General features: G+C 73.1%; 20 protein-coding genes. 9 read left to right on the top strand and 11 right to left on the bottom strand.

Annotated elements, in window-relative coordinates; genetic code table 11:
* Nucleotides 1–70: 70 nt before the first annotated feature.
* From ACIOHG_RS13595 to ACIOHG_RS13585, 3 genes are all read right to left on the bottom strand, one after another.
* On the bottom strand, nt 71–400 hold the full coding sequence (locus tag ACIOHG_RS13595) for an ArsR/SmtB family transcription factor (RefSeq protein ID WP_400949329.1): 330 nt from the start codon (nt 398–400) through the stop codon (nt 71–73).
* 43 nt (nt 401–443) lie between these two features.
* On the bottom strand, nt 444–818 hold the full coding sequence (locus ACIOHG_RS13590) for a hypothetical protein (RefSeq protein ID WP_400949328.1): 375 nt from the start codon (nt 816–818) through the stop codon (nt 444–446).
* Nucleotides 819–1,418: 600 nt separating this feature from the next.
* Nucleotides 1,419–2,150, bottom strand: coding sequence for a hypothetical protein (locus tag ACIOHG_RS13585; RefSeq protein ID WP_400949326.1), 732 nt, complete (start codon nt 2,148–2,150; stop codon nt 1,419–1,421).
* Between the two features lie 348 nt (nt 2,151–2,498).
* Here ACIOHG_RS13585 and ACIOHG_RS13580 point away from each other — a divergent pair, with 348 nt between their 5' ends.
* Together ACIOHG_RS13580 and ACIOHG_RS13575 are read left to right on the top strand one after the other, a co-directional pair.
* Nucleotides 2,499–5,327 (top strand): DEAD/DEAH box helicase, encoded by a 2,829-nt coding sequence (locus tag ACIOHG_RS13580; RefSeq protein ID WP_400949945.1) that lies wholly within the window; start codon nt 2,499–2,501, stop codon nt 5,325–5,327.
* Between the two features lie 208 nt (nt 5,328–5,535).
* Nucleotides 5,536–6,036, top strand: coding sequence for a hypothetical protein (locus ACIOHG_RS13575; RefSeq protein WP_400949324.1), 501 nt, complete (start codon nt 5,536–5,538; stop codon nt 6,034–6,036).
* Between the two features lie 69 nt (nt 6,037–6,105).
* Here ACIOHG_RS13575 and ACIOHG_RS13570 read toward each other — a convergent pair whose 3' ends face one another.
* The gene (locus ACIOHG_RS13570; protein ID WP_400949321.1) at nt 6,106–6,975 is read right to left on the bottom strand and encodes a class I SAM-dependent methyltransferase; all 870 of its coding nucleotides are present in this window, start codon (nt 6,973–6,975) and stop codon (nt 6,106–6,108) included.
* Between the two features lie 510 nt (nt 6,976–7,485).
* The gene (locus ACIOHG_RS13565; protein WP_400949319.1) at nt 7,486–8,508 is read right to left on the bottom strand and encodes a LacI family DNA-binding transcriptional regulator; all 1,023 of its coding nucleotides are present in this window, start codon (nt 8,506–8,508) and stop codon (nt 7,486–7,488) included.
* 179 nt (nt 8,509–8,687) lie between these two features.
* On the opposite strand from ACIOHG_RS13565, the gene ACIOHG_RS13560 reads away from it, so the two are divergent.
* From ACIOHG_RS13560 to ACIOHG_RS13535, 6 genes are all read left to right on the top strand, one after another.
* On the top strand, nt 8,688–10,577 hold the full coding sequence (locus ACIOHG_RS13560) for an RICIN domain-containing protein (protein ID WP_400949317.1): 1,890 nt from the start codon (nt 8,688–8,690) through the stop codon (nt 10,575–10,577).
* Between the two features lie 302 nt (nt 10,578–10,879).
* Nucleotides 10,880–12,634 carry a putative Ig domain-containing protein gene (locus tag ACIOHG_RS13555; RefSeq protein WP_400949315.1) on the top strand — a complete coding sequence of 585 codons (1,755 nt, stop codon included), beginning with the start codon at nt 10,880–10,882 and terminating at the stop codon, nt 12,632–12,634.
* 80 nt (nt 12,635–12,714) lie between these two features.
* On the top strand, nt 12,715–14,067 hold the full coding sequence (locus ACIOHG_RS13550; RefSeq protein ID WP_400949312.1) for a radical SAM protein: 1,353 nt from the start codon (nt 12,715–12,717) through the stop codon (nt 14,065–14,067).
* Complete coding sequence (locus tag ACIOHG_RS13545) at nt 14,064–15,098, top strand: aminotransferase class I/II-fold pyridoxal phosphate-dependent enzyme (protein WP_400949310.1); 1,035 nt, start codon at nt 14,064–14,066, stop codon at nt 15,096–15,098. Before ACIOHG_RS13550 ends, ACIOHG_RS13545 begins: the two co-directional genes overlap by 4 nt.
* Nucleotides 15,095–15,853, top strand: coding sequence for a class I SAM-dependent methyltransferase (locus ACIOHG_RS13540; RefSeq protein ID WP_400949308.1), 759 nt, complete (start codon nt 15,095–15,097; stop codon nt 15,851–15,853). Before ACIOHG_RS13545 ends, ACIOHG_RS13540 begins: the two co-directional genes overlap by 4 nt.
* 148 nt (nt 15,854–16,001) lie before the next feature.
* Nucleotides 16,002–18,203, top strand: a complete 2,202-nt coding sequence (locus tag ACIOHG_RS13535; protein ID WP_400949305.1) for an NB-ARC domain-containing protein — start codon at nt 16,002–16,004, stop codon at nt 18,201–18,203.
* Here ACIOHG_RS13535 and ACIOHG_RS13530 read toward each other — a convergent pair.
* From ACIOHG_RS13530 to ACIOHG_RS13505, 6 genes are all read right to left on the bottom strand, one after another.
* Nucleotides 18,143–19,834, bottom strand: coding sequence for a hypothetical protein (locus ACIOHG_RS13530; protein WP_400949302.1), 1,692 nt, complete (start codon nt 19,832–19,834; stop codon nt 18,143–18,145). The genes ACIOHG_RS13535 and ACIOHG_RS13530 overlap by 61 nt on opposite strands.
* Before the next feature lie 356 nt (nt 19,835–20,190).
* Nucleotides 20,191–22,596, bottom strand: a complete 2,406-nt coding sequence (locus ACIOHG_RS13525; RefSeq protein ID WP_400949301.1) for an FtsX-like permease family protein — start codon at nt 22,594–22,596, stop codon at nt 20,191–20,193.
* Nucleotides 22,590–23,405: an ABC transporter ATP-binding protein gene (locus ACIOHG_RS13520; RefSeq protein WP_400949298.1), complete on the bottom strand. Its 816-nt coding sequence runs from the start codon at nt 23,403–23,405 to the stop codon at nt 22,590–22,592. Before ACIOHG_RS13520 ends, ACIOHG_RS13525 begins: the two co-directional genes overlap by 7 nt.
* Before the next feature lie 263 nt (nt 23,406–23,668).
* Complete coding sequence (locus ACIOHG_RS13515; RefSeq protein WP_400949295.1) at nt 23,669–23,950, bottom strand: helix-turn-helix domain-containing protein; 282 nt, start codon at nt 23,948–23,950, stop codon at nt 23,669–23,671.
* Nucleotides 23,947–24,705: a hypothetical protein gene (locus ACIOHG_RS13510; protein ID WP_400949292.1), complete on the bottom strand. Its 759-nt coding sequence runs from the start codon at nt 24,703–24,705 to the stop codon at nt 23,947–23,949. Before ACIOHG_RS13510 ends, ACIOHG_RS13515 begins: the two co-directional genes overlap by 4 nt.
* A 238-nt stretch (nt 24,706–24,943) precedes the next feature.
* The gene (locus tag ACIOHG_RS13505; protein ID WP_400949290.1) at nt 24,944–25,141 is read right to left on the bottom strand and encodes a hypothetical protein; all 198 of its coding nucleotides are present in this window, start codon (nt 25,139–25,141) and stop codon (nt 24,944–24,946) included.
* A 194-nt stretch (nt 25,142–25,335) separates the two neighbouring features.
* Here ACIOHG_RS13505 and ACIOHG_RS13500 point away from each other — a divergent pair, with 194 nt between their 5' ends.
* The gene (locus tag ACIOHG_RS13500; protein WP_400949287.1) at nt 25,336–25,884 is read left to right on the top strand and encodes a hypothetical protein; all 549 of its coding nucleotides are present in this window, start codon (nt 25,336–25,338) and stop codon (nt 25,882–25,884) included.
* The last annotated feature ends 40 nt before the right edge of the window (nt 25,885–25,924 follow it).

Raw genomic sequence — 25,924 nt, 5'->3', positions numbered from 1 at the left:
ACGACGGGCGGGGAACGGCGACGGGCACCACTGACCCCTGGGGAGTGGTGCCCGTCGTGGTGCTGCCGGTTCACCGGGCGGCGCGCAGCTCCTCCAGCAACAGGTGCTGGTCGGCCAGCAGCTCGGTGAGGATGCGGCGGGCGGTGCGGAGCAGGTCCGCGACGTCCGCGCCGGCCAAGGCGTAGACCACGGTGGACCCTTCGCGGGTCGCGGTGACCAGGCCGGCGCGGCGGAGGACGGCCAACTGCTGGGAGAGACTGGACGGTTCGATGTCGAACTCGGGCAGCAGGTCGCGGACGGGCGTCGGTCCGGCCTGGAGCAGTTCGAGCACCCGGATGCGCACCGGGTGGCCGAGCATCCGGAAGAACTCGGCCTTGGCCTGGTAGAGCGGTACGGGCATGCTTCCTCCCCTTCCCGGCGGCGGGCGGGCCGCCGCCCCGCGCTCAGACCTCCAGCGTCGATTCGATCCGCTTCAACTGGTGCCGCGCCATCGCCAGGTTGGAGCGGCTGCGGGCCAGCGCCAGGTACAGGAACAGGCCCCGCCCGCCGGCCGTGGTGAGCGGCCGGATCAGGTGGTACTGGCCGGTCAGGGTGACCAGGATGTCCTCGATGCCGTCGTCGTGGAGGTTGAGCATCTCCATCGCCCGCATCTTGGCCCGGACCAGGTCGGTGTTGGCGGCCGCGGCGACGTTCAGGTCGATGTCGCCCCCGTCGCCGAGCGTGCCCAGCGCCATGCCGCTGCCGTAGTCCACCAGGGCCACGCCGATGGCTCCCTCGATGGTCATGGCTTCCTTGAGCGAGGTCTCCAGATTGGCCATCGCCTGTGCTCCTGTCGTCGCGGGTCGGTGGCACGACTGTAGGAACGGGATCGCAGCGCATCCGACTGTTGATCGGAATCCTTCGAAGCTGGCTGCTTTCGGATCGCTGCTCGGCGATCTACCGACCGCATGAAGACATTTGCAACTCGGGATGTGAACAGTTCACCTGTGCGAGATTTCCGCCGGGCGCGCCGGGGAAGGCCGCCGGAACGTGACGGGGCCCGGGAGCGGTATCCAGCTCCCGGGCCCCTGGGTTGCCACCCAATTGCTCTGCACCGGCACGTTTAAGGACGGTGATCATGCTCACAGCGTTTGCTTTACCGTTGAAGCTACCGCGCCACGTAAGAGGCGCAGGAGGGAATCGAACCCCCATCCGACGCTACTGGCCCCGTCCGGTCGATCCGGCGCTCGGCGGCGAATGCTGAGACTTGAGCGAGAGTCTGAGTTTCACGGGATGCCTCTGCCTGCTTGGGCCACCCCGGCGCGATGGTGCCGGGGGAGGGATTCGAACCCCCACCGTGTCCCGATGTCAGCTTCAACTTCAGTGTCAGCTTGCGCTCTTCGCGCCACCCCCGGTCTCACCCGGGGGAGATCATGGGGCTACCCGAACAGGTAGCCGAAGACGGCGTCGCCGACCCGGCGGTCGGTGACCTCCGCCCCGTTGGCCTCCTCGCGGGCGAACTGCACGGCCTGCTGCAGCTTCTCCACCCGCTCCACCAACTCGTTGACCCGCCGGGCCGGCAGCGCACCCGAGAACTTGACGGTCGTCCAGTACCCGACCGGGATGTCCTCGTAGTACACCTCGACCTGCGCCGGGTGCTTCTCCGTCGCCTCCGCCTTCACGTGGTTGCGCGGCACCTTCTTGGTGCGGATCGTCCGCACCGCCTCGGTCTTCCACGCGTCCGTGGACACGTCCAGCGACCAGGACTCCGCGGCGTCCAGCACCGGGAGCTTGCGGACGAACGTCCGCAGGTCGGTCAGCTGCTTCTCCAGGAAGAGCAGGTACGTCACCGGCGCGTCCGCCACCAGCGTCCGCCCGTCGACCACCACGTCGGCCCGGGCCTCGGTGTTCGCCCAGTCCTTGGTGGCCGTCACGTCGAACAGCCGGGTCAGCGTCGCCGCGGTCGCCCGCAGCACCTCCTCGGCCTTCACCTGCACCCGGGTGGACTCCGGCGGCAGCTGCTCGCCCTCCTCGTCCTTGGGCTGGTACGTCCGGGACAGGCCGGCCAGCAGGGCGGGCTTCTGCAGGTCCTGGTGGGACTGCGTGAGCTCCTGGAAGAACTTCGACTTGACGCCCTTTTCCACGGCGATGATCTGGTTCAACTTGGCCACGGCGCAGACGCTATCGGCACACCCGTTCGACCGTCACCGGGTTTTCCACCAGCCCCGATCACCCACCGCAAGCACCCGGCCACCGCCCGCGCCCCGCCGTCCCGGACCGCCGGGCCACCGCCCGCGCCCCGCCGCTCCGAAGCGCTTCGAAGTGCTGCGAAAGTCTGATGTTGATGTCGGTCCCGGCGGGTAATCTCAGGCTGAGATGCTCGATCACCACACTCCACGCACCCGCTGCGCCCCGTCGCCCCCCGCGGCCACGGCCCCGCAGCCGCAGGCGTCGCCGTCTGCGCTTCCGTCCAGCCACACCCACGGGAAGAAAAGGTGACGCCAGTGCCCGGCACTCCCATGCCCGAAGAAGAGCAGCTCAGCCCCGCCGAGCGGTACGCGGCCGCGCGCGAGCGCGCCAAGCGGGAGGCCACCGCCCTGCACGGCTTCCAGCAGCTGTACGACTTCCCGCTCGACGACTTCCAGCTCAGGGCCTGCGAGACCCTGGAGAGCGGCAAGGGCGTCCTGGTCGCCGCACCGACCGGCTCCGGCAAGACCATCGTCGGCGAGTTCGCCGTCCACCTCGCGCTGGCCTCCGGCCGCAAGTGCTTCTACACCACGCCGATCAAGGCGCTGTCGAACCAGAAGTACGGCGACCTGGTCAAGCGCTACGGCGCCGCCAAGGTCGGCCTGCTCACCGGCGACAACTCCGTCAACGGCGACGCGCCGGTGGTCGTGATGACCACCGAGGTGCTGCGCAACATGCTGTACGCGGGCTCCAGCGCCCTCGACGGCCTCGGCTACGTGGTGATGGACGAGGTGCACTACCTCGCCGACCGGTTCCGCGGCGCCGTCTGGGAGGAGGTCATCATCCACCTCCCCGAGTCGGTGACGCTGGTGTCGCTCTCCGCGACCGTCTCCAACGCCGAGGAGTTCGGCGACTGGCTGGACACCGTCCGCGGCGGCACCGAGGTGATCGTCTCCGAGCACCGCCCCGTCCCGCTCTGGCAGCACGTGATGGCCGGCAACCGGATGTACGACCTGTTCGCCAGCCCCGACCGGGACGGCCGCCCCAAGGGCAGCCTGAAGAACCCTGCCAAGGCGGTCAACCCCGAACTGGTCCGCCTCGCCCGCTCCGAGGCCGACCGCGGCCGGGACAGGTTCGCCCGCGGCCGCGGCCGCTCGATGCCCACCGGCCGCCCCGGCCGGGTCTGGACGCCGGGCCGGGTCGACGTGATCGACCGGCTGGACGCCGAGGGCCTGCTGCCCGCGATCACCTTCATCTTCAGCCGGGCCGGCTGCGAGGCCGCCGTTCAGCAGTGCCTCAGCTCCGGCCTGCGCCTGAACCGGGAGGCCGACCGCCTGACGGTCCGCCAGTTCGTCCAGGAGCGCTGCCGCGACATCCCCGACGAGGACCTGCACGTCCTCGGCTACTACGAGTGGCTGGACGGCCTGGAGCGCGGCATCGCCGCCCACCACGCCGGCATGCTGCCCCGGTTCAAGGAGGTCGTCGAGGAGCTGTTCGTCAAGGGCCTGGTCAAGGCGGTCTTCGCCACCGAGACGCTCGCCCTCGGCATCAACATGCCCGCCCGCTCGGTGGTCATGGAGAAGCTGGTCAAGTGGAACGGCGAGACCCACGCCGACATCACCCCCGGCGAGTACACCCAGCTCACCGGCCGGGCCGGCCGCCGCGGCATCGACGTCGAGGGCCACGCCGTGGTGCTCTGGCAGCGCGGCCTCGACCCGGAGGCGCTGGCCGGCCTGGCCGGCACCCGCACCTACCCGCTGAAGTCCTCCTTCCGCCCGTCCTACAACATGGCCGTCAACCTGGTCGGCCAGTTCGGGCGGCACCGCTCCCGGGAACTGCTGGAGACCTCCTTCGCCCAGTTCCAGGCCGACCGCTCGGTGGTCGGCATCGCCCGCCAGGTCCAGCGCAACGAGGAGGGCCTGGACGGCTACCGCGAGTCGATGACCTGCCACCTCGGCGACTTCGACGAGTACATGCGCCTGCGCCGCGACCTCAAGGACCGCGAGAACGCACTCGCCCGCGAGGGCTCCACCCAGCGCCGCAACGCCGCCGTCGAGGCGATCGAACAGCTCAAGCCCGGCGACATCATCCACGTCCCGACCGGCAAGTTCGCCGGCCTCGCGCTGGTCCTCGACCCCGGCCTGCCGCCGGACAGCCGCAGCGGCCGGCACCACCGGCACCCCGACTTCCAGGACGGGCCGCGCCCGGTCGTGCTCACCGCCGAGCGCCAGGTCAAGCGCCTGGCGATGATCGACTTCCCGTACCCCGTCACCGCGATGGACCGGATGCGCATCCCCAAGTCCTTCAACCCGCGCAGCCCGCAGTCCCGCCGCGACCTCGCCTCCGCGCTGCGCACCAAGGCCGGGCACCTCGAACCCGAGCGCTTCCGCAAGGGGCGCGCCGCGGCCGCCGACGACCCAGAGATCAGCCGGCTGCGCGCCGCGCTGCGCCAGCACCCGTGCCACGGCTGCGACGAGCGCGAGGACCACGCCCGCTGGTCCGAGCGCTACCACCGCCTGCACCGCGACACCGAACTCCTCGAACGACGGATGCGCTCGCGCACCCACACCATCGCCCGCACCTTCGACCGGGTCTGCGGCCTGCTCACCGACCTCGGCTACCTGAGCGGCGACACCGTCACCGACGACGGCAAGCGCCTGGCCCGGCTCTACGGCGAACTCGACCTGCTCGCCTCCGAGTGCATCCGCGAAGGCGTCTGGAACGGCCTCGCCGCGGCCGAACTCGCCGCCTGCGCCTCCGCGTTGGTCTACGAGGCCCGGCAGTCCGACGACGCGGTCGCCCCCCGGGTGCCCGAGGGCGGCACCAAGCAGGCGCTCGGCGACATGGTCCGGATCTGGAGCCGCCTCGACGACCTGGAGGAGCAGCACAAGATCTCCACCGCTGAGGGCGTCGGCCAGCGCGAACCCGACCTCGGCTTCGCCTGGACGGCCTACCGCTGGGCCCTCGGCCACGACCTCGACGCCGTCCTGCGCGACGCCGACATGCCCGCCGGCGACTTCGTCCGCTGGACCAAGCAACTCATCGACGTCCTCGGCCAGATCCAGGACGCCGCCGGCGACAACACCGACCTCCGCAAGACCGCCCGCAAGGCCGTCGACGCCATGCGTCGCGGCATCATCGCCTACTCCTCCGTCGGCTAGGCCACTCCGCCTCCGCCGCCGGTCACCGCCGCCACTCGTTCGGGTGGCGGCGGTGCCGTACCGCCGACCGGACGGCCGGGTTCCCCCGACACTCGGTGAGTGCCACCTGCAACGGGCTTCCGCAGCGCGGCCGTTGCGGCTGGGACGGCTGCGGTCGGCCGCCCCGGCCGACCGCCCTTCGAGCAGACGCGCGCAAAGGGGAACGACGATGACCGAAGCAACGGCGTACGCGGGACCGGGGACGGCCGGCTGGCTGTTCCGGCAGGACTGGGCGTTCAGCACCCTCCCGGACTTCGGCGACATCCGGATCTACGCGAAGGCCCTGCTGGTCGCCGCCAAGGGCGACGGCGTCCTCGCCCCGGAGGAGCGGGACTGGGTCCTGGGGTACATGGGCACCCTCACCGGGGGGAACCCGGACCTGCTGCGGGAGCTCGCCGCGTACCCGGCCGACGAGGACGTGGTCGCGCTGGTGGAGAGTTCGGAGGTGCTCGCCCGGGTCACCCGGGTGCCGCTGGTCTTCGACGCGCTGCGGGCCTGCGACGCGGACGGCGTCATCGCCCCCGGCGAACTGGAGCAGATCAAGCGACTGGCCGCCGCACTGGGCGTCCCCGAAGAGACCGTGGACCGCCTCCGGGAGGCCCACCGGCAGGAGAAGCAGGCCCGCGAGGCCCGGATCGCCGCAGTCTTCCCGGAGGGCACCCCCTTCTAGCCGCGTCAGGCAAAGGTTGCCCGACGCGGCACTGGGCGATCGATTCCAAGGGGGCAGGCCCTGTGGCGATCAGTTCGCCCCGTGGTGAGTGGGGAGGAGCCGGGTGGTGGCGACGTTGAGGCGCATGCCGGAGGGAATGCGGCCGTCGGTGTCCAGCAGGGCCGGGGCAGCGGCGAGGAACTCGGCGCGCAGGCTCGCGGTCTGCTCCGGGGCGAGCACCACCATGTCGTAGAAGGCTTCGGTGGTGGAGTCCCAGACCTGTTCCGGGGTGCCGCCCATGTCGATGACGACGGTGTCCCAGCTCACCGGCGCGAATCCGGCTGGGCCGAACAATTCGTCCAGGCCCGCACGGCTGCGGGCCCTGCCGTCGCCGAGCCGCGGCATGGACCGCTCCGGCGATGCCGCCTTGAAGCAGGGGCGGGCAAGGGTCAGGAACAGGCTCATGGCCTCGCCGTCGACGGCCCCGCCCCCGACGGCGACGGCCAGCCGGCCGCCGGGCGCCAGCACCCGAGCCGCCTCGGCGGCTACCAGGTCCACGTCGTGCATCAGCATCAGCGCCATGTGCGACACCACGGCGTCGAAGGAGTTGTCGGCGAACGGCAGTTCCTGGGCCCGCCCTTGCCGCAGGTCCGCACGTGTGAGGGCGGGACGCACCCGGGCCAGCGCCAGCTCCTGGTCCGCCAGGTCGATGCCCGCCAATTCCTCGGCACCGGCCGCGGCCAGCACCTCCAGCAGCGCGCCGTCCGCGCAGCCCAGGTCAAGCACCCGGCGGGCGCCGGCGACCTCGGCGGCCAGAACCTGGTAACTGGTGCGGCCGTCGGCGAGCGGGGCCCGCTCCGTGTTGACCGACTGGCGCCCTGGTCCGTTGTTGTGGAAGTCGCGCAGGAACATCTCGGCGGCCTCGGACCTGGAGCTGCGGGACGAGGGAGTTGTGGTCATCTCCCGGACCCTACAAGGCAGTCGCCAAACGCGCCCTTCCTTTGAACGGTGGAGTCGGCCGGCGCTGCTGTTCCGGGGCGATGCGCGGGAGTCCGAGGTCGGTGTGTTCGGTGTGTGAAGACGGACTTGGACTCCCGCGCGACCGCACTCCAAGCGAGTTCGAGTCGCAGCTGTTCACCATGCGGTCGCTGAGCGCGTATGACCACTGACGGCTTGGAATCGATCATCCCGGGCCTGTCGTCGAACCCCCGGTGCGGCCCCGCGGTGGTCGGTGCGGCGAGAGTGTGGGCCGGCGCCGTAGCAGCCCCGTTCACGTGACAGGTCCGCAAGCGCCGACACCAGGGCCCGACCGACGCCACGCCCAGCTCGTACAGGAACATCTCGGTTCCCTTGCCCGGACGGGTCATTGCCCGTGGTGCGTCGGCACGAGCCGACCGGTCACCGTCCCGGGGGGAACCGCCCGCGAGCGAAGCACGGGGAACGCGACAGGACCCTTCGCCCGGTCGGCGGTCAGGTGGCGGGGGCCGGGCCGGTGGAGGCGCGGGGGATGAGTTCGGTGGCGAGTTCGACGTGGAGGGCTTCGACGGTGTGGCCCTCGACGAGGCGGAGGAGGAGGCTGACGGCGAGGTTGCCGAGTTCTTCCAGGGGTTGGCGGACGGTGGTGAGGGCGGGGACGGCGGCGCGGCTGAGGGGGTCGTCGTCGAAGCCGGCGACGGAGAGGTCGGTGGGGACGCGCAGGCCGCGTTCGTGGGCGGCGCGGAGGGCGCCGATGGCGGCCTTGTCGTTGAAGGCGACCAGGGCGGTCGGGCGTTGGGGGAGGTCGAGGAGGCGGGCGGCGGCCGCGTGGCCCTGGTCGCTGGTGGGTTCGATGCCGGTGACGAGTTCCGGGGGGATCAGGACGCCGGCCTCGGCGAGGGCCGCGGTGTGGCCGGCGAAGCGGGAGGTGGCGGCCAGCCAGTCGCCGGGGCCGTTGATGAAGCCGATCCGGCGGTGGCCGAGCGCGACCAGATGGGCCGTCAGGTTGCGGGCGCCGGTGAAGTGCGAGGCGGAGACGGCCGCGATGTCCCGGGGGACCGGCGTGCGGGGGTCGACGACCACGAACGGGACGTCCTGGCGCCGGAGTTGCTCCAGTTCGGAACTCTCCTCGACGGGGAGGACCAGCAGCGCCCCGGCGAGGTCGCGCCGGTGCGGCAGCGCGGCGAGCGCCCCGTTGCGCTGCGCGGAGCCGCCCGCGCTGAGGATCAGCTCCCGGCCGTGCCGGTCCAGCGCCTCGGCGACGGCGGTGACGACGGTGCCGAAGTAGTCGGTGAGCAGGTAGGGGCAGCGGACGAACACCGCGCCCGGGCGGCCCGTCCGCCGGGGCGCGGCCGTCTCGGGCGAGCCGAGCCGTTCGATCGCCGCGCGGACGGCGGCCCTGGTCCCGTCGGCGACGACGGCCTGCCCGGTCAGGACCCGGGAGACCGTCGCGGGGGAGACCCCGGCGGCGGCCGCGATCTCCCGGACGGTGACCCGCGTCGACTTCGGCCTACCCATGTGTTTCACCGTTCCGTTTCACGAAAGGGATCGTACCGCTCCCAACTCGCAAGGGGTGCAGGAATCTTGACATGGGGAAAGCGGGTGCCGTTTCCTGAACGCAGGCACGGATTCCAGAAATGTTTCATTTCGTTTCATGAAGGCGCGGGGGTGAGGCCCCCGACGTGAGGAGCCGCAGCATGCCCGGACCGCACCGCTCCACCCGGATCGCCGTCGCCCTCGCGCTGGCCGCCACCGCGCTCGCCACCGCCGGCGGGACGGCCGCCCGGGCCGCCGACACCACCGCCCAGGTCTGGATCACCACCGCCGACGGCAGCAGCCGGCTGGCCCGGGCGGCGAGCGTCCCGTTCGCGTCCGACTCCCCGCAGGCGCAGGACATTTCGATCGACGCGGGTGACGTGCGGCAGCCGCTGGTCGGGTTCGGCGCGGCGTTCACCGAGTCCTCCGCGCACCTGGTGGCGGGGCTGCCCGCCGCCACCCGGGCCGCCCTGATGAACGACCTGTTCGCCACCACCGGCAGCGGCATCGGCCTGAACTACCTGCGCCAGCCGCTCGGCGCCTCCGACTTCGTCTCCCACCTGCCGTTCTACTCGTACGAGGACACCAGGGGCGCGTTCTCGATCGCCCGCGACCAGCAGGAGATCCTGCCCGCGATCACCCAGGCCCGGGCGGTCAACCCGAACCTCCGGATCATGGGCACCCCGTGGTCGCCGCCCGCCTGGATGAAGACCTCGGGTTCGCTGAACGGCGGCAGCCTGAAGCCGGAGAACTACGGGGACTTCGCCGACTACCTGGTGAAGGCGGTCCGGGCCTACGGCGCGGCCGGCGCCCCGATCGGCGATCTGACGGTGGCCAACGAGCCGGAGTTCCAGACGACTTACCCGTCCACCGGGATGACGGCCGCCCAACAGGCCGACTTCATCAAGGTGTTGGACGCCAGGCTGACCGCGGCCGGCCTGCCCACCGAGCTGTACGCCTACGACCACAACTGGGACGACCCGAACTTCCCGCTGAGCGTGCTCTCCCAGGACGCCGCGGTGGCCCGGCTCAAGGGCGCGGCCTTCCACTGCTACGGCGGGCAGCCCGAGGCCGAGCAGCAGGTCGCCGACACCGGGAAGGCGGTCTTCTTCACCGAGTGCACCGGCAGCGACTCGGCCACCCCCGCGCAGACCTTCGCCGACACCCTGAAGTGGCAGACCGAGAACCTGATCGTCCGCAACCTGCGCAGCGGCGGCCGCACCGCCGTGCTGTGGAACGTCGCGCTGGACGCCAACGGCGGCCCGCAGTACGGCCACTGCTCCACCACCTGCAACGGCGTGCTGGAGATCGCGGACGGCACCTACCGCAAGAACGCCGAGTACTACGTGCTCGGCCACCTCTCGAAGTTCGTCAAGTCCGGTGCGCACCGCATCGGTTCGACGAGTCAGGGCAGTGGCGGCCTGCAGAACGTCGCCTTCCTGAACCCGGACGGCTCGCGCGGCGACGTGGTGCTCAACGCCACCGGCGGCTCCCAGCACTTCTCGATCAGCGAGGGCGGTCGCTCCCTGGTCTACGACCTCCCGGCCGGGGCGGTGGCCACCTTCACCTGGCCCGGCGCACCCGTCGGCGGCGGAACGGGCGGGACGGTCGACCCCGCCGTCCCCTACACCCTGGCCAACACCCACTCCGGCAAGTGCGTGGACGCCACCGGCTGGGGCACCGCCAACGGCACGGCCGTCCAGCAGTGGTCCTGCGGCACCGGCGCCAACCAGCAGTGGCAGTTCACGCCCACCGACGGCGGCTACTACCGGGTCGTCAACCGGAACGCCGCCGCGACCGGACAGGTCCTGGACGTCACCGGGGCCGCCACCGCCGACGGTGCCGAGATCCAGACCTGGCAGTGGTCCGGCGGCGCCAACCAGCAGTTCCGGCCCGCCCGGCAGGCCGACGGCAGCTGGACGCTGGTGAACCGCAACAGCGGCAAGTGCCTGGACGTCACCGACGTCTCCACCGCCGACGGCGCCCGCCTCCAGCAGTGGACCTGCACCGGCGGCCCCGCCCAGACCTTCCGCCTCACCCCCGCCGGCTGACCGTCCGGTCTCCCGAGGAACCCCCGTACCGGGACGGCCGGTTGGTGGACCGGCCGGCCCCCGCGGGAGGCCCGCCCCCGGTGTGCCTGAGCACCGGTGGCGGGCCTCCCGGCTCCCCGCCGGCACCCCCGCGGCGGCTCCTCGTGCCATGACCGCCCCTTGACCCGGTCAAGACTGACGCCGGATCAACTCGACGTGTTCCGTTCAAGTGCCGCTCACTCCATCATGGGACGGTGTCCTGCGCGACTACGCGCGTAGCGCACTGTCTGTGACGAACACCCACGGCACGAGGAGATCGACAGATGATCAGGGCACCGAGGACCGTCCGCCCGACCGGCCTGGCGGCCGCCGCCCTGGTGGTGGCCGCACTGGCCACCGCCGTCCCGCAGCACGCCCACGCCCTCGCCCCGGCCGCCGCGAGCGCTCCGGCCGCCGGCAGCGCCACCGCCGCGCAGGCCGCCACCACCACCCCGAAGCGGGTGCTGTTCGACAACACCAAGGCCGAGACCGCCGGCAACGCGGACTGGATCATCTCCACCAGCCAGCCCGACCCGCTCGGCCAGAACGCCAACCCCAGCACCGAGACCTCCTGGACGGGCGCGATCTCCGCCTGGGGCGTCGCGCTCCAGAAGACCGGCCAGTACAGCCTGAAGACCCTCCCGGCCGGCAACACCATCACCTACGGCACCGGCGGCGCGCTCGACCTCGCCAACTTCGACGAGTTCGTGCTGCCCGAGCCCAACATCCGGCTCAGCGACGCCGAGAAGACCGCCGTGATGAAGTTCGTCCAGAACGGCGGCGGCCTGTTCCTGATCTCCGACCACACCGTCAGCGACCGCAACAACGACGGCTGGGACTCGCCCGCCATCATCAACGACCTGCTGACCACCAACAGCGTCGACAGCACCGACCCGTTCGGCTTCTCCGTCGACCTGCTGAACATCGCCACCGACAACCCGCGGGCGATCGCCGACACCACCGACCCGGTGATCAACGGCCCGTTCGGCAAGGTCACCGGCTCGATCATCCGCAACGGCACCACCTTCACCCTCAAGCCCGCCGACAACCCGAACGTCAAGGGCCTGGTGTACCGCACCGGCTACAGCGGCACCACCGGCGCCGCCTTCGCCACCTCCACCTTCGGCAGCGGCCGGGTCGCCGTCTGGGGCGACTCCTCGCCGATCGACGACGGCACCGGCCAGCCCGGCAACACCCTCTACAACGGCTGGGACGACCCGGCCGGCACCGACGCCGCCCTCGCGCTGAACGCCACCGCCTGGCTCGCCCAGGGCAGCGGCGGCGGCAGCACCGGCACCGTCGCGCTCACCAACCCCGGCGCCCGCACCGCCACCGCCGGCACCGCCACCAGCCTGCAGCTCGCCGCCACCGACACCGCCGGCGGCACCCTCGCCTACTCCGCCACCGGCCTGCCCGCCGGCCTGACCGTCAACCCGGCCACCGGCCTGATCAGCGGCACCCCTACCACCGCGGGCAGCTACGCCGTCACCGCCAAGGCCACCGACTCCACCGGCCCGTCCGCCACCGCCGCCTTCACCTGGACCGTCAACCCGGCCGGCGGCGGCACCGGCTGCACCGCCGCCCAGCTGATCACCAACCCCGGCTTCGAGACCGGCTCCACCTCCGGCTGGACCGAGACCAACAGCGGCGGCGCCAGCACCATCAACTCCAGCAGCAGCGAGCCCGCCCACAGCGGCACGTACGACGCCTGGCTCGACGGCTACGGCGCCGCCAACACCGACAGCCTGGCCCAGACCGTCACCCTGCCCGCCGGCTGCACCACCTACGCGCTGAGCTTCTGGCTGCACATCGACACGGCGTCCTCCGCCACCACCGTCTTCGACACCCTCACCGTCACCGCCAACGGCACCACCCTCGCCACCTACTCCAACACCAACGCCGCCACCGGCTACCAGCAGCGCACCCTGAACCTGTCCGCCTACGCGGGCCAGAGCGTCACGCTGAAGTTCACCGGCACCGAGGACTACACCAAGCAGACCTCGTTCGTCCTCGACGACATCAACGTCAACGTCTCCTGAGCCGTCCGGCCCGGGCCGTCGCCCCCCCGCGCAGGGGGGGGCGACGCCGGGCCGACCGCGGTTCCGTGCATCATGAGGAGATGAACCGAACCGACCGGCGCTTCCACGTCATCGTGCTGTCGAACTTCGCCAGGGGCTTCGACAAGTACGCGCTCGCCTACGACAAGGCGGGCATCCCGGAGAGCAGCTTCCCCGACCGGTTCCACCTGCTCACCCGCGCCGAACTCGGCATCGGCATCGACAAGGCCCGCCGCCTGCTGGACCGGCTGGCGATACCGGGCGACCGGCTGCTCGTGCTGGAGACCGAGGTCGACCCCGCCGAGCTGCACCCCAACACCCGCACCGGCCTCGGCGCCGAACTCCACCGGCCCGCCCTCCGGCTCGCCGCCGTCCACGAACTCGACGGCACCGAGGACGGCGGCGACGGGGCCGCGCTCCGCCCCACCACCGTCGAGGACGCCATGGCGGCCTCCCTGCACCTGCACCAGGACGTCCAGCGCCCGTACGCCGAACTGCGGCCGCGCTCCGTCTCCGTGCTGCCGGTCGCCAACGCCTGCCAGGCCAAGTGCTCGTTCTGCTTCTCCGCCGCCTCGATCTCCGCCGACCAGCCCCCCGCCCGGGTCCCCTGGGACACCGTCGAAGCCTGGCTGGCCCGCGCCCGCGAGGCCGGCGCCGAACGCGCCGTCATCACCGGCGGCGGCGAACCCACCATCCTCCCGTTCGACCAGCAGCTGCGCCTGGTCGCCGCCTGCGCCGCGGTCTACCCCAAGACCGTCCTGATCACCAACGCCCACAACCTCGCCAAGGGCGGGCCCACCGACCGCGCCGACCGCCTCGCCGCCCTGCACGAGGCCGGCCTCGGCGTGCTGGCCGTCTCCCGGCACCACCAGGACGACGCCGTCAGCGGACGCCTGATGATGCTCGACACGCCCGTCGGCGAGGTGGTCGAAGCCTGGCGCACCGGCCGCGACCGCTGGCCCGGCCTGCGACTGCGCCTGATCTGCGTCCTCCAGCACGGCGGCGTCGCCGACGAGGCCGGGATCGCCGCCTACCTCTCCTGGGCCGCCGCCCTCGGCGTCGAAGAGGTCTGCTTCAAGGAGCTCTACGTCTCCACCAGCACCGAATCGCTCTACTTCGACCGCGCCGCCAACACCTGGAGCCGCGACCACCAGGTCCCGCTCGCCGTCCTCACCCGGTTCGCCGCCCGGCACGGCTTCGAGACCGTCGACCGCCTCCCCTGGGGTGCCCCCGTCCTGGACGGCAGCTGGGACGGCCGGCCGATGCGGCTCGCCGCCTACACCGAACCCAGCCTCTACTGGGAACGCGCCCACGGCGTCGCCCGCAGCTGGAACGTCCTCGCCGACGGCCGCTGCTACGCCTCGCTGGAGGACCGGGCCAGCGAGATCCTCCCGGCAGGAGCGGCCACCGCATGAGGTACGACGAGTTCCAGCACTACCGGGAGCAGCAACTCGCCGCCCACCCCGGCCTGGTGGACGCCGCCGAGACCAACGTCTACCGGGCGCTCGCCCCGCTGCGCCCGGCCGACCCGGCCGCCCCCTCCACCGTCGACCCGGACCGGACGGTGTACCGGTGCGACCTGGCCCGGACGTGGCTGCACCGCTACGGGCTGCCGCCGGAGTGGTCCCGGCGCGCCATGGTGAGCCGCGGCGTCCGGCACGGCCTCGCCCTGATGTTCCGTCAACTCCATGCCGAGCAGGCCGAGTTGTGGATTCCGTCGGACGTCTATCCGGTCTACGGCGAGCTGGCCCGGGCGGCCGGCCTCACCCCCGGCGGCTACCCGACGCTACCCGCCCCGGGCCTGCCGCAGGCCCCGCCGACCGGCCGCCCCGAGTACCTGCTGCTGACCAACCCCAGCAAGCCGCTCGGCCGCTTCCTCACCGACCCCGAGTGCGCCGAACTCACCGCCTGGCTGGGGGAGTCGCCGCACCGCCGCCTGCTGATCGACACCGTCTACGACCTCGGCACCCCGTTCGCGGCCGGCACCCGCCGCCTGCTGGAGACCGGCCGGGCCGTCCTGCTGCACTCGGTCACCAAGGGCTGGCTGTGGCCGCAGACCTTCGGCATCGTCCTGCTCGGCCCCGACCAGTCCGGCGCCGCCGAAGCCTTCCGCACCGACCCGCCCGACCAGAGCCGACTGCGGCTCGCCGAAAGCCTGTTGGGCACCCACGCCGACACCCCGCAGCGGATCGCCGACGCGCTCGCCGACCGCGCCGAGCGGCTGTTCGCCCGGCTGCCGGCCGAGGTGCTCGCCGCGATCCCGGCCGCCGCCCGGACCAGCCCCGGCAACTACTTCTTCCCGGTCCCGCTGCCCGCCGCCGCCCTGCGCGAGCAGCACGGCCTGCTCGCCCTGCCGGTCACCGTCTTCGGCGCCAACCCCTGGCCCGGCTCCGTCCTCACCAGCCTCGCCGACACCTTCGGCCCGACCCCGGCGGTACCGCGATGAAACCCCTCACCGACCTGGCCGTCTACGACGACGCGGACTTCTACGACCAGGAGTTCGCCGGCCGCACCCACGACATCCCGTTCTTCCTCGACCGGGCCGTCCGGGCCGGCGGCCCCGTCCTCGAAGTCGCCTGCGGCACCGGCCGGATCACCCTGCCGATCGCCCGCGCGGGCGTCGACGTCACCGGCCTCGACGTGGTGCCCGCCATGCTCGCCCGGGCCCGCCGCCGCTCCGCGGCCGAACAGCTCCCCGTCGAGTGGCTCGAACAGGACTGCCGCAGCATCCGCACCGACCGCCGCTTCGCCCTGGTCTTCTCCGCCACCAACGCCATGCAGCACCTGCACGACCTGGACTCGGTGCTGGCCTTCCTCACCTCCGCCCGCGACGTCCTGCGCCCCGACGGCACCCTGATCCTGGACGTCTTCAACCCCGCCCCGGCCAAGCTCTCCCGCCTCCCCGACGCCCCCTACCACCACAAGTCCGTCGCCGACCTCGACGGCACCCCCCTCGACGTCCGCGCCAGCACCGGCTACGACGCCGCCACCCAGGTCCTGCACTTCACCCTCGACTACCTCCGCGCGGGCGAGCGCGTCCGCACCAAGAAGGTCAGCATGCGCTGCTTCTTCCCCGAGGAACTCCTCGCCCTCTGCCGCCTGGCCGGCCTCGACGTCCTCGACCGCCACGGCGACTACGACGCCTCCCCCTTCACCAGCACCTCCCCGAAGCAGATCCTGCTCTGCCGCCCGGCCGCCTGATCCGCCTCGCCGCCCGGCCGCCTGACCCGCCAGGCTGCCCGACCCGCCCCGGCGTCCTCTTCCGGTCGTGTCCGGCCGAACCACCGGCCCCGGCCCGCCCCATCCAGTAGCGTGACCTCCGTTGGTGATCCGGAGGAGCGGAGGCTGCATGAACGGGCGGGCGGAGCCGGAGCACCCCGAACCGCCGTCCGTGCGAAGCAGCGTGAGCAACAGCCTGTCCGGCGTCGCGCACGGCCCGGTCCTCCAGGCCGGCAGCGTGCACGGGGGCATCAACCTCACCACCTACCACGCGGCCGGGCCGGCCGCGCCCGAGTACCGCCGCCCGGACCAGGTGCCGAGGCCGCCCCGGCGCTTCGTGGACCGGGTGGACCCGCTCGCCGAGTTCGACGCGGCGTTCGTCGACGCCGAGTCCGGCCGGGGCTGCCCGATCGGCGTGTTCAGCGGGATGCCCGGGATCGGGAAGAGCGCCGCCGCCAGCGAGTGGGCGGACCGCAACCGGGACCGCTTCCCCGGCGGCCAGTTCTACGTCGACTTCGGGAAGCTGGGCGAGGGAGCCGGCCGGGACGTCTCCGAGGCGCTGGCGATGTGCCTGCGCGGCCTCGGAGTCCACGAGACCTTCCTGCCCACCGGGCTCGCCGACCGCACCGCGCTCTACCGGACCATGTCCGCGGACCGGCGGATGCTGCTGGTCCTCGACGACGTGAGCAGCCCGGCGCACGTCACCGCCCTGCTGCCGCACGGAGCGGGCAGCGCCGTGCTCGCCACCAGCAACCGGCGGCTGGGGGAGCTGGCCGGCGACGGGGCCGTCCTGCTCGAACTCGACGTCCTGGACCGGCCGAGCGCGCTCGAACTGCTGGCGGCCCGCTGCGGGCAGCCGCAGCTCGCGGCGGAGCCGGCCGCCGCCGACCTGGTGGACCTGTGCGGCGGCCTGCCGCTGGCGATCCGGCTGTGCGCCGCCCGGCTGGCCACCCACCGGCGGCTGACGGTCGGCGCACTGGTCACCGAACTCGCAGACGAGAAAGCCAGGTTGAACATCATCGCAGCATCGTCCGGCCCGGAGGAGCGCAGCATGTCGGCAGCACTCGAACTGGTCTGTCGGGACCTCCCCGACCCGGCCGCCGCGATCTACCGGCTGCTGGGCCTGCTGCCCGGCCGGGCCTTCGACACCGGCCTGGTCGCGGTGGCGGCCGGGCGGGAACCGGCCGCCGTCCAGGAGGCGCTGGACACCCTGGAGGCCGCGAGCCTGCTGGTCCGCGGCGCGGACGACCGGTACACCATGCACAGCCTGGTCCGGCTGCACGCCCGGGAGTCGGCCCGCCGCGCCGACCCGCCCGGCACCGAGGAGCAGGTGGTGCGCCGGGCCACCGGCCACTACCTGGCGCTGACCCTGCGCGCCGACCTCGCCGTCCGGACCGACCGGCTGCGCTTCACCGACCCGGCCGAGATCCTCGGCACCGGCCCGGACGCCCCTGGCCCGGAAACCCCCGCCGCCGGACCGTTCGCGGCCGCGGACCGCCCCGGGGAGGCCGCCCTGGCCTGGCTGGAGGCCGAACGCGGCAACATCCTCGCGGTGCTCCGGGCCGCCTACGGCTTCGGCCTGCACCGGCCGGTGTGGCAGCTGGCCGAGGTGTTCACCGTCCTCTTCCTCCACCACCGCCACCTCGCCGACTGGCGGGAGTCCCTGGAACTCGGCGCCGACGCCGCCGCCGAGGACGGAGCGGCCGCCGCCGAGGCCCGGCTGCGCAGCCTGCTCTCCCGCCCGCTGCTCGACCTGGGCCGGGACGCCGAGGCGCGGGCGCAGTTGGAGACCGCCGACCGGCTGGCCGTCGAGACCGGCCACCTCGTGCTCCAGGCCTCCGTGCAGGAGTTCCTCGGCCGCTACTGGGACCGGCACGACCCGGCCCGGGCGATCGACGCCTACCGCACCTCGCTCGACCTCAACCATCGGGCCGGGGAGGCCCGCGGCGCCGCGCTGGCCCGCTACTTCCTCGGCTGCGCGCAGGACGCGGCCGGCGACCGTGCCGCAGCACTGGCCGAACTCACCGCCGCCCGTACGGAGTTGCTCACCCGCGGGGACGCCAGGATGGCGGCCCGGGCCCTGGCCGACCAGGGGCGCGTCCGGGCCCGGCTCGGCGACCGCCCCGCCGCGGCCGCCGACCTGCGGCAGGCCGCCGCCGAACTCGCGAAGCAGCAGGCCACGTACTACGAGGCCCAGGCCCTGGAAGACCTCGCGCCGCTGCTGGACGACCCGGCCGAAGCCGAAGAGTGCCTGCGGCGGGCCCTGGCGATCTACGAGGAGGGCGGCAGCCCGAAGGCGGCCGAGGTCCGCGCCCGGCTCGCCGCGGGCTGACCGGCCGCTGTTCCGGGACGGTCCGGGCACAGCACCACCCGTTCCGCGCCGGCACCATGACGCAGCGTCACCACAAGGCCGTCCGGGCCGTCCGATTCCTCCGTGCGGAGGCCCAGTCGCAGGCAGGCGTAGACCGCGGCGGCGGCGATCCCCGGGTCCGGCCCCGCCCCGGTGGCCAGCACGGTGCTGCCGTCGCGCAGCCGGACCAGGCAGCCGTCCGCGACGGGCAGGGCCGCCGCCCGGGCGCCCGGGAACGCGGCCAGCAGCTCGGCGAGCCGCTGCCGCCCGGCCTCCTCGGGGAAGACCGGCGACCCCTGCAGCAGCGCGGTGGCGCTCTCGGTCAGCCGGGTGTCGGGCTCGTCGACGTCGCAGGCCAGGTGCCAGAACGCGTCGGCGGTCTCGGCCGTCTCCCGGGCCAGGACGGCGGGGAAGCGCCGGAGCTCGACCTCGACCGCCCGCCCGCTCCGAGCGGTGACGGCGGTGCGGACCAGCAGCGACCGGGCGGGCCCGCCGTCGCCGGCCACCGGTGCGAAGGCCCGGGCCGTGCGGGCCGGCTGCTTGGGCGGCGCCAGCCGGAGCAGGTCGTAGACCGTCTCGCGCAGCCGAGGCAGCGACTCCCCGGGAACGGCGAAGGCCATCTCCACCGCCTCCCGGTAGCGCTCCGGGGTGTGCCCGGCGACCGCCGCGGCCAGCTGCTCCGGCAGCGGCCGGTCGAGGTCCAGCCGGGGTGCCGCGGCCCGCAGCGCCCAGGACGCCGTCCCGGCCACCGCCTCGGCACCGAACGCGGCCAGCAGGACGGGCCGGCCCGCCGCCGCGCCGTACAGGGTCACCGAGCCGTGGTCCCCGACCACCAGGTCGGCGGCGAGCAGGGCCTGCTGCCAGCCGTCCACCGGATCGACGGTGATCAGCCCGGCCTCGGTGGCCCGGCGCTGGAGCACCCGGACCTGCCAGGCGCCGTGCCCCGACCAGACGTTCGGGTGCAGGACCAGCGCCACCCGGTACTCGTCGGCGGGCAGGTGGGCCAGCAGCTCGGCGGGCAGCTCGGGGTGCTGCCCGATCAGCGACCCGGTGCCCCAGGTCGAGCTCAACAGGACCAGCCGCTGCCCCGGCCGGACCCCGAGCGCGGACCGGTACCGCTCGCGCCAGCGCGCACCGGCCAGCAGCCGATCGTGGCACGGATCGCCGACCAGGACCGTCCGGCCGACCGTCCCCGGGTGCGCCGCGGCCAGCTGCGCCGCCTGGTCCGGGTGCGACAGCGCGATCCAGGCCCGGCGGGAGGCCAGCAGCTCCTCCGGGACCAGCCCGGACAGCCGGGTGCCGGGACCCACCGGGGCCGGCACCTGCTTCTGGAAGCCGATCCCGTGCGGCAGCACGAGGACCGGGCAGTCGCCGGCCGGGGCGGTGACGTTCTCCGAGGCGGAGATCACCAGGTCCGGCGAAACCTCGTCGACCTGCGACCACGGCATGGTGCGGCAGCCGAGCGAACGGAGCAGATCGAGCACGCCGTCGTTGAACGCGGACGCCGGATCGTAGGCGAACACGATGGTGACCCGGGCGTCGTCGCCCAGCACCTCCGGCACCACGTCCAGCACCCGCACCAGCGAAGTGACCGTCCGGGCCGCGACGACCACGTTCCGTTCCCCCGCGAAAGTGCGCCACCGCCCGGCCCCCCACCCCACGGGAACACGAATGCGCTCATCGGGACCCATCGCCCACCTCCGCCCGCTCGCAGGGTCCCACACAGCCCCCCGAACCGCTCAGACGGCTCGCGGCTCGCGGCTCGCGGCTCGCGGCTCGCGGCTCGCGGCTCGCGGCTCGCGGCTCGCGGCTCGCGGCTCGCGGCTCGCGGCTCGCGGCAGTATCACAGATCAAGCTCGGCTGCCACATCTCCGCTGGGAATCTCCGTGCTCTCCAAAGGCGCCACTCCACACCCAAACCTATAGGCATGCACGTGCCCGCAACCCGGAGCGCGGTCTTCCGGAGGCGGCTACTCGCGTGCCCCCGCCGCCTCGATGGCCCGTCCGCGGGTGGTGCGCCAGGCGGAGAGGACGGCCGCCGTCACCGCGACCGCCGCGCACAGGGCCGTCGCCTGCGCGACCGCCGTCCAGGGGACCGTGACCGCGAACCCGCCGACCAGGCGGCGCAGCGCGGTCGCCTGGGTGGCCGCGACCGCGGCGCCGGCCACGGCGGCGAGCAGGCTGCCCACCAGCACGGCCAGCACGGACTCCGCCGCGATCAGGCGCAGGACGTGGGCCCTGGTCGCGCCCGCGAGGTTGAGCGCCGCGAGTTCGCGGCGGCGGCCGGCCGCGGCCATGACCAGGGTGTTCGCCACCGAGAGCAGGGCGTAGCCGACCGAGATCCCCAGCACCACCACGCTCGCGTTCCGCGACTGCGCGCGCTGCTTGGCCGCCAGCCGGTCGAAGTAGCGGTCGGCCGGTCCGACCAGTGCGGTCCGGCCGTCGAGCGCCGCCCGGGCCGCCGCCGCGTCCGCGGGGGTGCCGAGCCAGGCCAGCGCGGGCAGCCCGCCGGCCGCGTGCGCCGCCGCGAGGTAGGTGTCGTCGCCGCTCAGGCCCGTCCGGACCACCGCCGCGATGCGCAGTTCGGTCCGCGAGCCGTCGGGCAGTCGGCAGCCGACGGTCTGCCCGACCGACAGGTCGTCGCTGCGGGCGGTGTGCTCGTCGACGACCAGGAAGTCGTCCCCCAGCCCGGTCAGCGAGCCCGCGACCACGGTCGGGGTGAGCAGGGAGCCGAGCGCGCCGGGCGGGACGGCCTGGCCGGTGAGTGAGTCGAGCACCGTGCCGTCGGCGCCGGTGATCTCGATCCGGGTGGGGGTGACGGTGGTGGCGCGCAGGTCCGCGAGCGCGGCGACCGTCGGACGGTCCAGCAGCCCGCCGTCCTCGGGCAGCACCACCGCGGCAGCGCCGGTCCGGCCCCGGGCCAGCTCGACCCGGGCCCGGTCGCCGGCGGCCTGCATGCTCACCATGGCCGCGACCAGGCCCACCGCCACCACCACCGGGGTGACCGTGGCGGCGGTCCGGCGCCTGGCGTTGAGGGTGTTCTGACGGACGATCAGCGCACCGGCGCCGAGCCGGCCCAGCGGCCAGGTGGCCAGCCGCGCGGCGGGTCGCAGCAGCACCGGCGCGAGCAGGGCGAGGCCGCCGACGAAGAGCAGCGGCACCGTGCCGTACTTGCGGGCGTTCACCGCGTACTCGGGCGAGGTCGAGGTGATCGTCCAGCCCGTGGCGACGGCGCCGGCCAGCAGGCCGAGGGCCAGCACCCAGCGCAGCGGCGTCATCGCCCGGGTGTTCGCGGCGGAGTCCCGCAGGGCCGCGACCGGGCGGACCCGGGCGGCCCGGACGGCCACGGCGGCGGCGCCCAGCAGCGCCGACGCGAGGCCGAGCAGCACGGCCGCCAGCAGTGCGAGCGGATCGACGCCGATCCCGAACCAGTCGGGTGCGACGCCGTGACCGACCATCCACCCGCGCAGCGCCCCGGCGCCGAACACGCCGAGCACCGCCCCGACCGCCGACCCGGCCAGGCCGACCAGTCCGGCCTCGGCCAGCACCAGGCCGGCCACCTGCCGCGGCGTGGCCCCGGTGAGCCGGAGCAGCGCCAGCTCGCGGCCGCGCTGCTCGACCGAGAAGGCGAAGGTGGCGATCACGATGAAGACCGCGACCGTGACCGCGATCCCGCTGGTGGTGGCGGCCATGGCCTGCGCGTTGAGCAACTGGTCCGCGCCGCCGGACGGGTCGGGGTCGGCCTGGCGGCGGTCCGGCCCGGTGAGCAGCAGCACCCCGTCGGCCGACGGCAGCGGGCCGGCCGGGCCGGTCGCGGCCAGGGCGTTGACCGGCGGCGAGATCCGCGCGGCGGCGGAGTCGGTGAGGAAGGCGGCGTGCTCGAACCAGCGCTGCTCGGTGGCGCCGACCACGGTGTAGGCGGAGCGCCCGGCCGCGGTGGCGAGGTCGATCCGCCGGCCGACCAGCTCGGCGCCGCCGGTCAGCACGATCTCGTCGTCCGCCGCCGGGGCCCGGCCGGCCGTCAGGTGGTACGGCGTCAGGGCGGCCGAGGACCAGCCGTGCCCGACCCCGTCGGACGGGCCGCCCGGCCACCGGGCCGGGAAGGTGCGGTCGGCGACGGCCCCGGACGGTGCCTCGGCGAGCAGGGCGGCGGGCAGTCCGGCGGGGAGCCGGGCGGCCTCCCCGCGCGCGTCGACGGGGACGGCCACGGCGGTCGCGGCCGCGAACCGCTGGGGCGCGGGGTGCGGCGTACCGAGGGTCGCGGCCAGGACGAGCGCCATCATCGAGATCAGTCCGGTGCCCAGGGCGAGGGCGACGAACGTCCCGACGAAAGCGGTCCAGCGGCTGCGCAGGTTGGCGAGGGCCAGGGTCAGCAAGTCGCCGCCCCCGCACGGTCGGCCGCAGCGTGGCCGGCGGGTTCGTGGTCGCCGGACCCGTCCGGCTCGTCGTCGAGCGGTTCCAGGGTGGCCATCCGGGCGGCGACGGCCTCGGCCGTGGGGTCGGCCAGGTCGTCCACCACCCGGCCGTCGGCCAGGAAGACCACGCGTCCGGCGTACGAGGCGGCCACCGGGTCGTGGGTCACCATGATGATCGTCTGCCCGTGCTCGACGACGATCCGGCGCAGCAGCGCCAGCACCTCCCGCGAGGTGCGCGAGTCCAGGGCGCCGGTCGGCTCGTCGGCGAACAGCACCTGAGGGCGGGTCACCAGCGCGCGGGCGATGGCCACGCGCTGCTGCTGGCCGCCGGACAGCTCGCTCGGCAGGTGCGCCGCACGCGCGGCCAGGCCCAGTTCGGCGAGCACCCGGTCGACCTCGGCGGGCCGGGGCGGCTTCTTCGCCAGCTTGAGCGGCAGCTCGACGTTCTGGCGCGCGGTCAGGGTGGGCAGCAGGTTGAAGGACTGGAAGACGAAGCCGATCCGCTCGCGGCGCAGCTTGGTCAGCGCGGTCTCCGACATGCCGCGCGGGTCCACCCCGGCCAGCCGGACCCGGCCCTCGTCCACCTGGTCGAGCCCGGCCGCGCACTGCAGCAGGGTCGACTTCCCGGAGCCGGACGGCCCCATGATCGCGGTGAAGGTCCCCGCCGGGAACTCCAGGGTGACCCCGTCCAGCGCCGCGACCCGGCTCTCGCCGGAGCCGTACGTCCTGCGGACTCCGGTCAGCGCGACGACCGCGCTGTCTTGCTGCATGCTGAACCGCCCCCCGAGTTGATCAACGAATCGGGGGACAGTAGTAGCAGATCCCGGTTCCGCCGACGACCTCAATTCGCCCGGGACGGACGCGCCCGGCCTTCCCGGCCCTCGCAACCCGACCGCCGGGTCGGCGGCGGCGCGGACGCCCGCGAGGTCGCCGTACTCCTGGATCAGTACGAAGGCCGGGAAGCTGCAGTCTCACCGCACGCTGCTGCCGGGCCGGCGCCGTACGGGAGGCGAACGGCTACGCACGCACCTGCTCAAAACGCGAACGTCTCCTGGACGAACTCCGTCGGTCGGCTGAGCTCCGCGGAGTACACCGGGTGCTCGTCCACTCCGAGGGCGCGCATCAGCTCGATCGTTGGGATCCGGTAGCGTCCGCCCACCCGCAGCACGGGACAGGGGAATGCCTGGCGCTGGAGCATCCGGTAGGCGGTGGAGGGGCAGACGCCGAGCGCACGCGCGGCCGTCCGCACGTCCACCACCGTCGGCAGCTCGAACATCTCGACGAAGCTGAGCGGGCCTTGGGAGGTCGGGCTCACAGGAGCCTCCCCGTACGGCGTCCGGTGACAGTGGTGGATGCGGACCGTGAGTTCCGGGCCCGGCACTGGTCGTCCTGCGGGGCCGCCCGATCCGTAAGGCGGCGCAGGGTCTCCTTGCCAAGGCGGTTTGCCGGGAGGGTGAAGCGCAGCGGTGTGCGCAAGCCGTCGGGCCCGTCCGGGCGGCTGATCTCCACTTCCGTGCCGTGCTGCTGCTCGGCGGGTTCGGGTTCGTCGTGCGGAGTCAGCCGGGAGTCCTCCCCGAGATTCTCCAGAAACGCGCTCGCAGTCTCCTTGAGGCCGGCTCGCGCGAATCGCCACGCACTGCTGCGAGCGGCCTTGATCAGGCCCTCGGCGGTCGGCAACACCTCGAGGTTGGTGGTTCGCAGTTCGGTGACGAGAGTCATGAGCATCTCCGCCTCGATGTCACCTCGGTCCGCGCGCAGTCGGCGACAGATGTGCTGGGCGGTGCGGGCTAGTCGGGGCACCATCAGCCAGATCAGCAGGAGGCAGTGGCTGTCCGTGGACCTGGGCTCGGTGGCCGCGGACAGCACGGCCGCCTGCCAGATCGCAGCGGTCAGCTCGGGTTCCGCGTCCGGCCCGTAGAGGGCTTCGAGGGCGTTGTCGGGGGTGAAGGAGCGCTCTTGTCCGTCGGCATCGGCCGACGGCACCGTCAGGCGCACGGCATCCTGGACCCGGGGATTGGTGAAGTACCTTGCTACGGCAGCGAATGCGCCGCTGGAACCGACAGCCGTCATAGCTGTCCTTTCTCGCTTCACTGAGTGGGATGAAAGCTGGGCGAAGAGAGAACCCACGCGGCAGGATGGGGCGTAGAACGGACATAACGGGAATGCGCCCCATGTGTCCCACTTTTGTGCGGACTTGCCGTGCTTTCGACTCTGCTTGGTATGGCGTGGGTGCGGCCGACACTCGGAGTGAGCTGTGGCCACCTCCGCCGGGTGCCCGCCCGGAGGCAGGCACCCGGCAATCAAGGGCTCAGTCGTCGGCCGGCGACGGCGCTTCCGGCTCGACCGCAGACGGTTCCGGGGTGATCTCCGGCTTCTTCACCGCTCCGGTCGAACGGTGCTTGGTGGACGGGTAGTCGGAAGACCGCTTGCGGCGGACCGAGCGTCGGTTGCGTTGACGGTTGCTCATGAACTCGCCTTCTTTCAGGGGTTGTTGGGTTTCCTTCATCCCTCCCGGGGAGTGACTGGTGCAATCGTGCCCGACTGTGAAGCGCCGTGGAGGGACCGAATCTGAGGAGGAGCTGAGGCAGTACTGAGGGGGCGTGAAGGAGTGAAGCCCCGCGCAGCGAGTGTCGAGTGTGCGCAGAATCCGACAGGCGTCGCGGAAGCGGTCGCCGTCACCGTGCGACGGAGGAGACAAGCATGGACGGGCGCGTACTTGGTGTGATCAGTCTTGAAGTGGCGGGTGCCAAAAGGGTTTTCGGTACGACGAAGCCAGCGGCGTTGTTCGGCCTGTTGGTGATGTCGCCGGACTGTCGGTGCAGTATCGAGGAGGTGTTCGGTCATCTGTGGCCCGGGCGCGATTTCGACCGGCGACTGGTCGATCGGGCGATGGCCGACCTGCGGCGCGTTCTGGGGGAAGAATGCGTACCGCGCAGTAGTTCCGGCTTCTGTGCCCTCCGCGTTCCGAGGCAGAGCGTGGACTACCTCAGGTTCCTCGACGCACTCCAGCGGGCTGAGCGGTTTCCCTGGTCGGAACAGGTGGAGGTGCTGAGTCGTGCTCTGTCGGAGTTCTCGGAGGAGGATCCGCTCCGAGGGCTGCCGGGCCAAGGGTTCGCCGCCCTCCGGCTGAAGCTGCGCGAGGCTCGGCTGGCAGCCGTCCGGCAGCAGCTCGAAGCATCATGGCGTGCCCATGATGTCCCGCGTCAGACTTTGTGGCAGGGCTCGTTTGTTGCGGGTCCTGCTGCTTGAAGGAGTCTGATCGATCATGGTGAGACCGCCGGCGTTGCCG

Source organism: Kitasatospora sp. NPDC088134 (genome assembly GCF_044741705.1).
Lineage (GTDB): Bacteria > Actinomycetota > Actinomycetes > Streptomycetales > Streptomycetaceae > Kitasatospora.
This window is presented reverse-complemented; position numbering and strand designations above follow the sequence as displayed.

Bases quoted from the DNA above. Each gene is read 5' to 3' on its own strand.
- ACIOHG_RS13595 (WP_400949329.1), bottom strand. From the start codon at position 400: ATGCCCGTACCGCTCTACCAGGCCAAGGCCGAGTTCTTCCGGATGCTC.
- ACIOHG_RS13505 (WP_400949290.1), bottom strand. From the start codon at position 25,141: ATGAAGGAAACCCAACAACCCCTGAAAGAAGGCGAGTTCATGAGCAAC.
- ACIOHG_RS13570 (WP_400949321.1), bottom strand. From the start codon at position 6,975: ATGACCACAACTCCCTCGTCCCGCAGCTCCAGGTCCGAGGCCGCCGAG.
- ACIOHG_RS13575 (WP_400949324.1), top strand. From the start codon at position 5,536: ATGACCGAAGCAACGGCGTACGCGGGACCGGGGACGGCCGGCTGGCTG.
- ACIOHG_RS13545 (WP_400949310.1), top strand. From the start codon at position 14,064: ATGAGGTACGACGAGTTCCAGCACTACCGGGAGCAGCAACTCGCCGCC.
- ACIOHG_RS13520 (WP_400949298.1), bottom strand. From the start codon at position 23,405: ATGCAGCAAGACAGCGCGGTCGTCGCGCTGACCGGAGTCCGCAGGACG.
- ACIOHG_RS13550 (WP_400949312.1), top strand. From the start codon at position 12,715: ATGAACCGAACCGACCGGCGCTTCCACGTCATCGTGCTGTCGAACTTC.
- ACIOHG_RS13580 (WP_400949945.1), top strand. From the start codon at position 2,499: ATGCCCGAAGAAGAGCAGCTCAGCCCCGCCGAGCGGTACGCGGCCGCG.
- ACIOHG_RS13565 (WP_400949319.1), bottom strand. From the start codon at position 8,508: ATGGGTAGGCCGAAGTCGACGCGGGTCACCGTCCGGGAGATCGCGGCC.
- ACIOHG_RS13560 (WP_400949317.1), top strand. From the start codon at position 8,688: ATGCCCGGACCGCACCGCTCCACCCGGATCGCCGTCGCCCTCGCGCTG.
- ACIOHG_RS13540 (WP_400949308.1), top strand. From the start codon at position 15,095: ATGAAACCCCTCACCGACCTGGCCGTCTACGACGACGCGGACTTCTAC.
- ACIOHG_RS13510 (WP_400949292.1), bottom strand. From the start codon at position 24,705: ATGACGGCTGTCGGTTCCAGCGGCGCATTCGCTGCCGTAGCAAGGTAC.
- ACIOHG_RS13590 (WP_400949328.1), bottom strand. From the start codon at position 818: ATGGCCAATCTGGAGACCTCGCTCAAGGAAGCCATGACCATCGAGGGA.
- ACIOHG_RS13535 (WP_400949305.1), top strand. From the start codon at position 16,002: ATGAACGGGCGGGCGGAGCCGGAGCACCCCGAACCGCCGTCCGTGCGA.
- ACIOHG_RS13500 (WP_400949287.1), top strand. From the start codon at position 25,336: ATGGACGGGCGCGTACTTGGTGTGATCAGTCTTGAAGTGGCGGGTGCC.
- ACIOHG_RS13555 (WP_400949315.1), top strand. From the start codon at position 10,880: ATGATCAGGGCACCGAGGACCGTCCGCCCGACCGGCCTGGCGGCCGCC.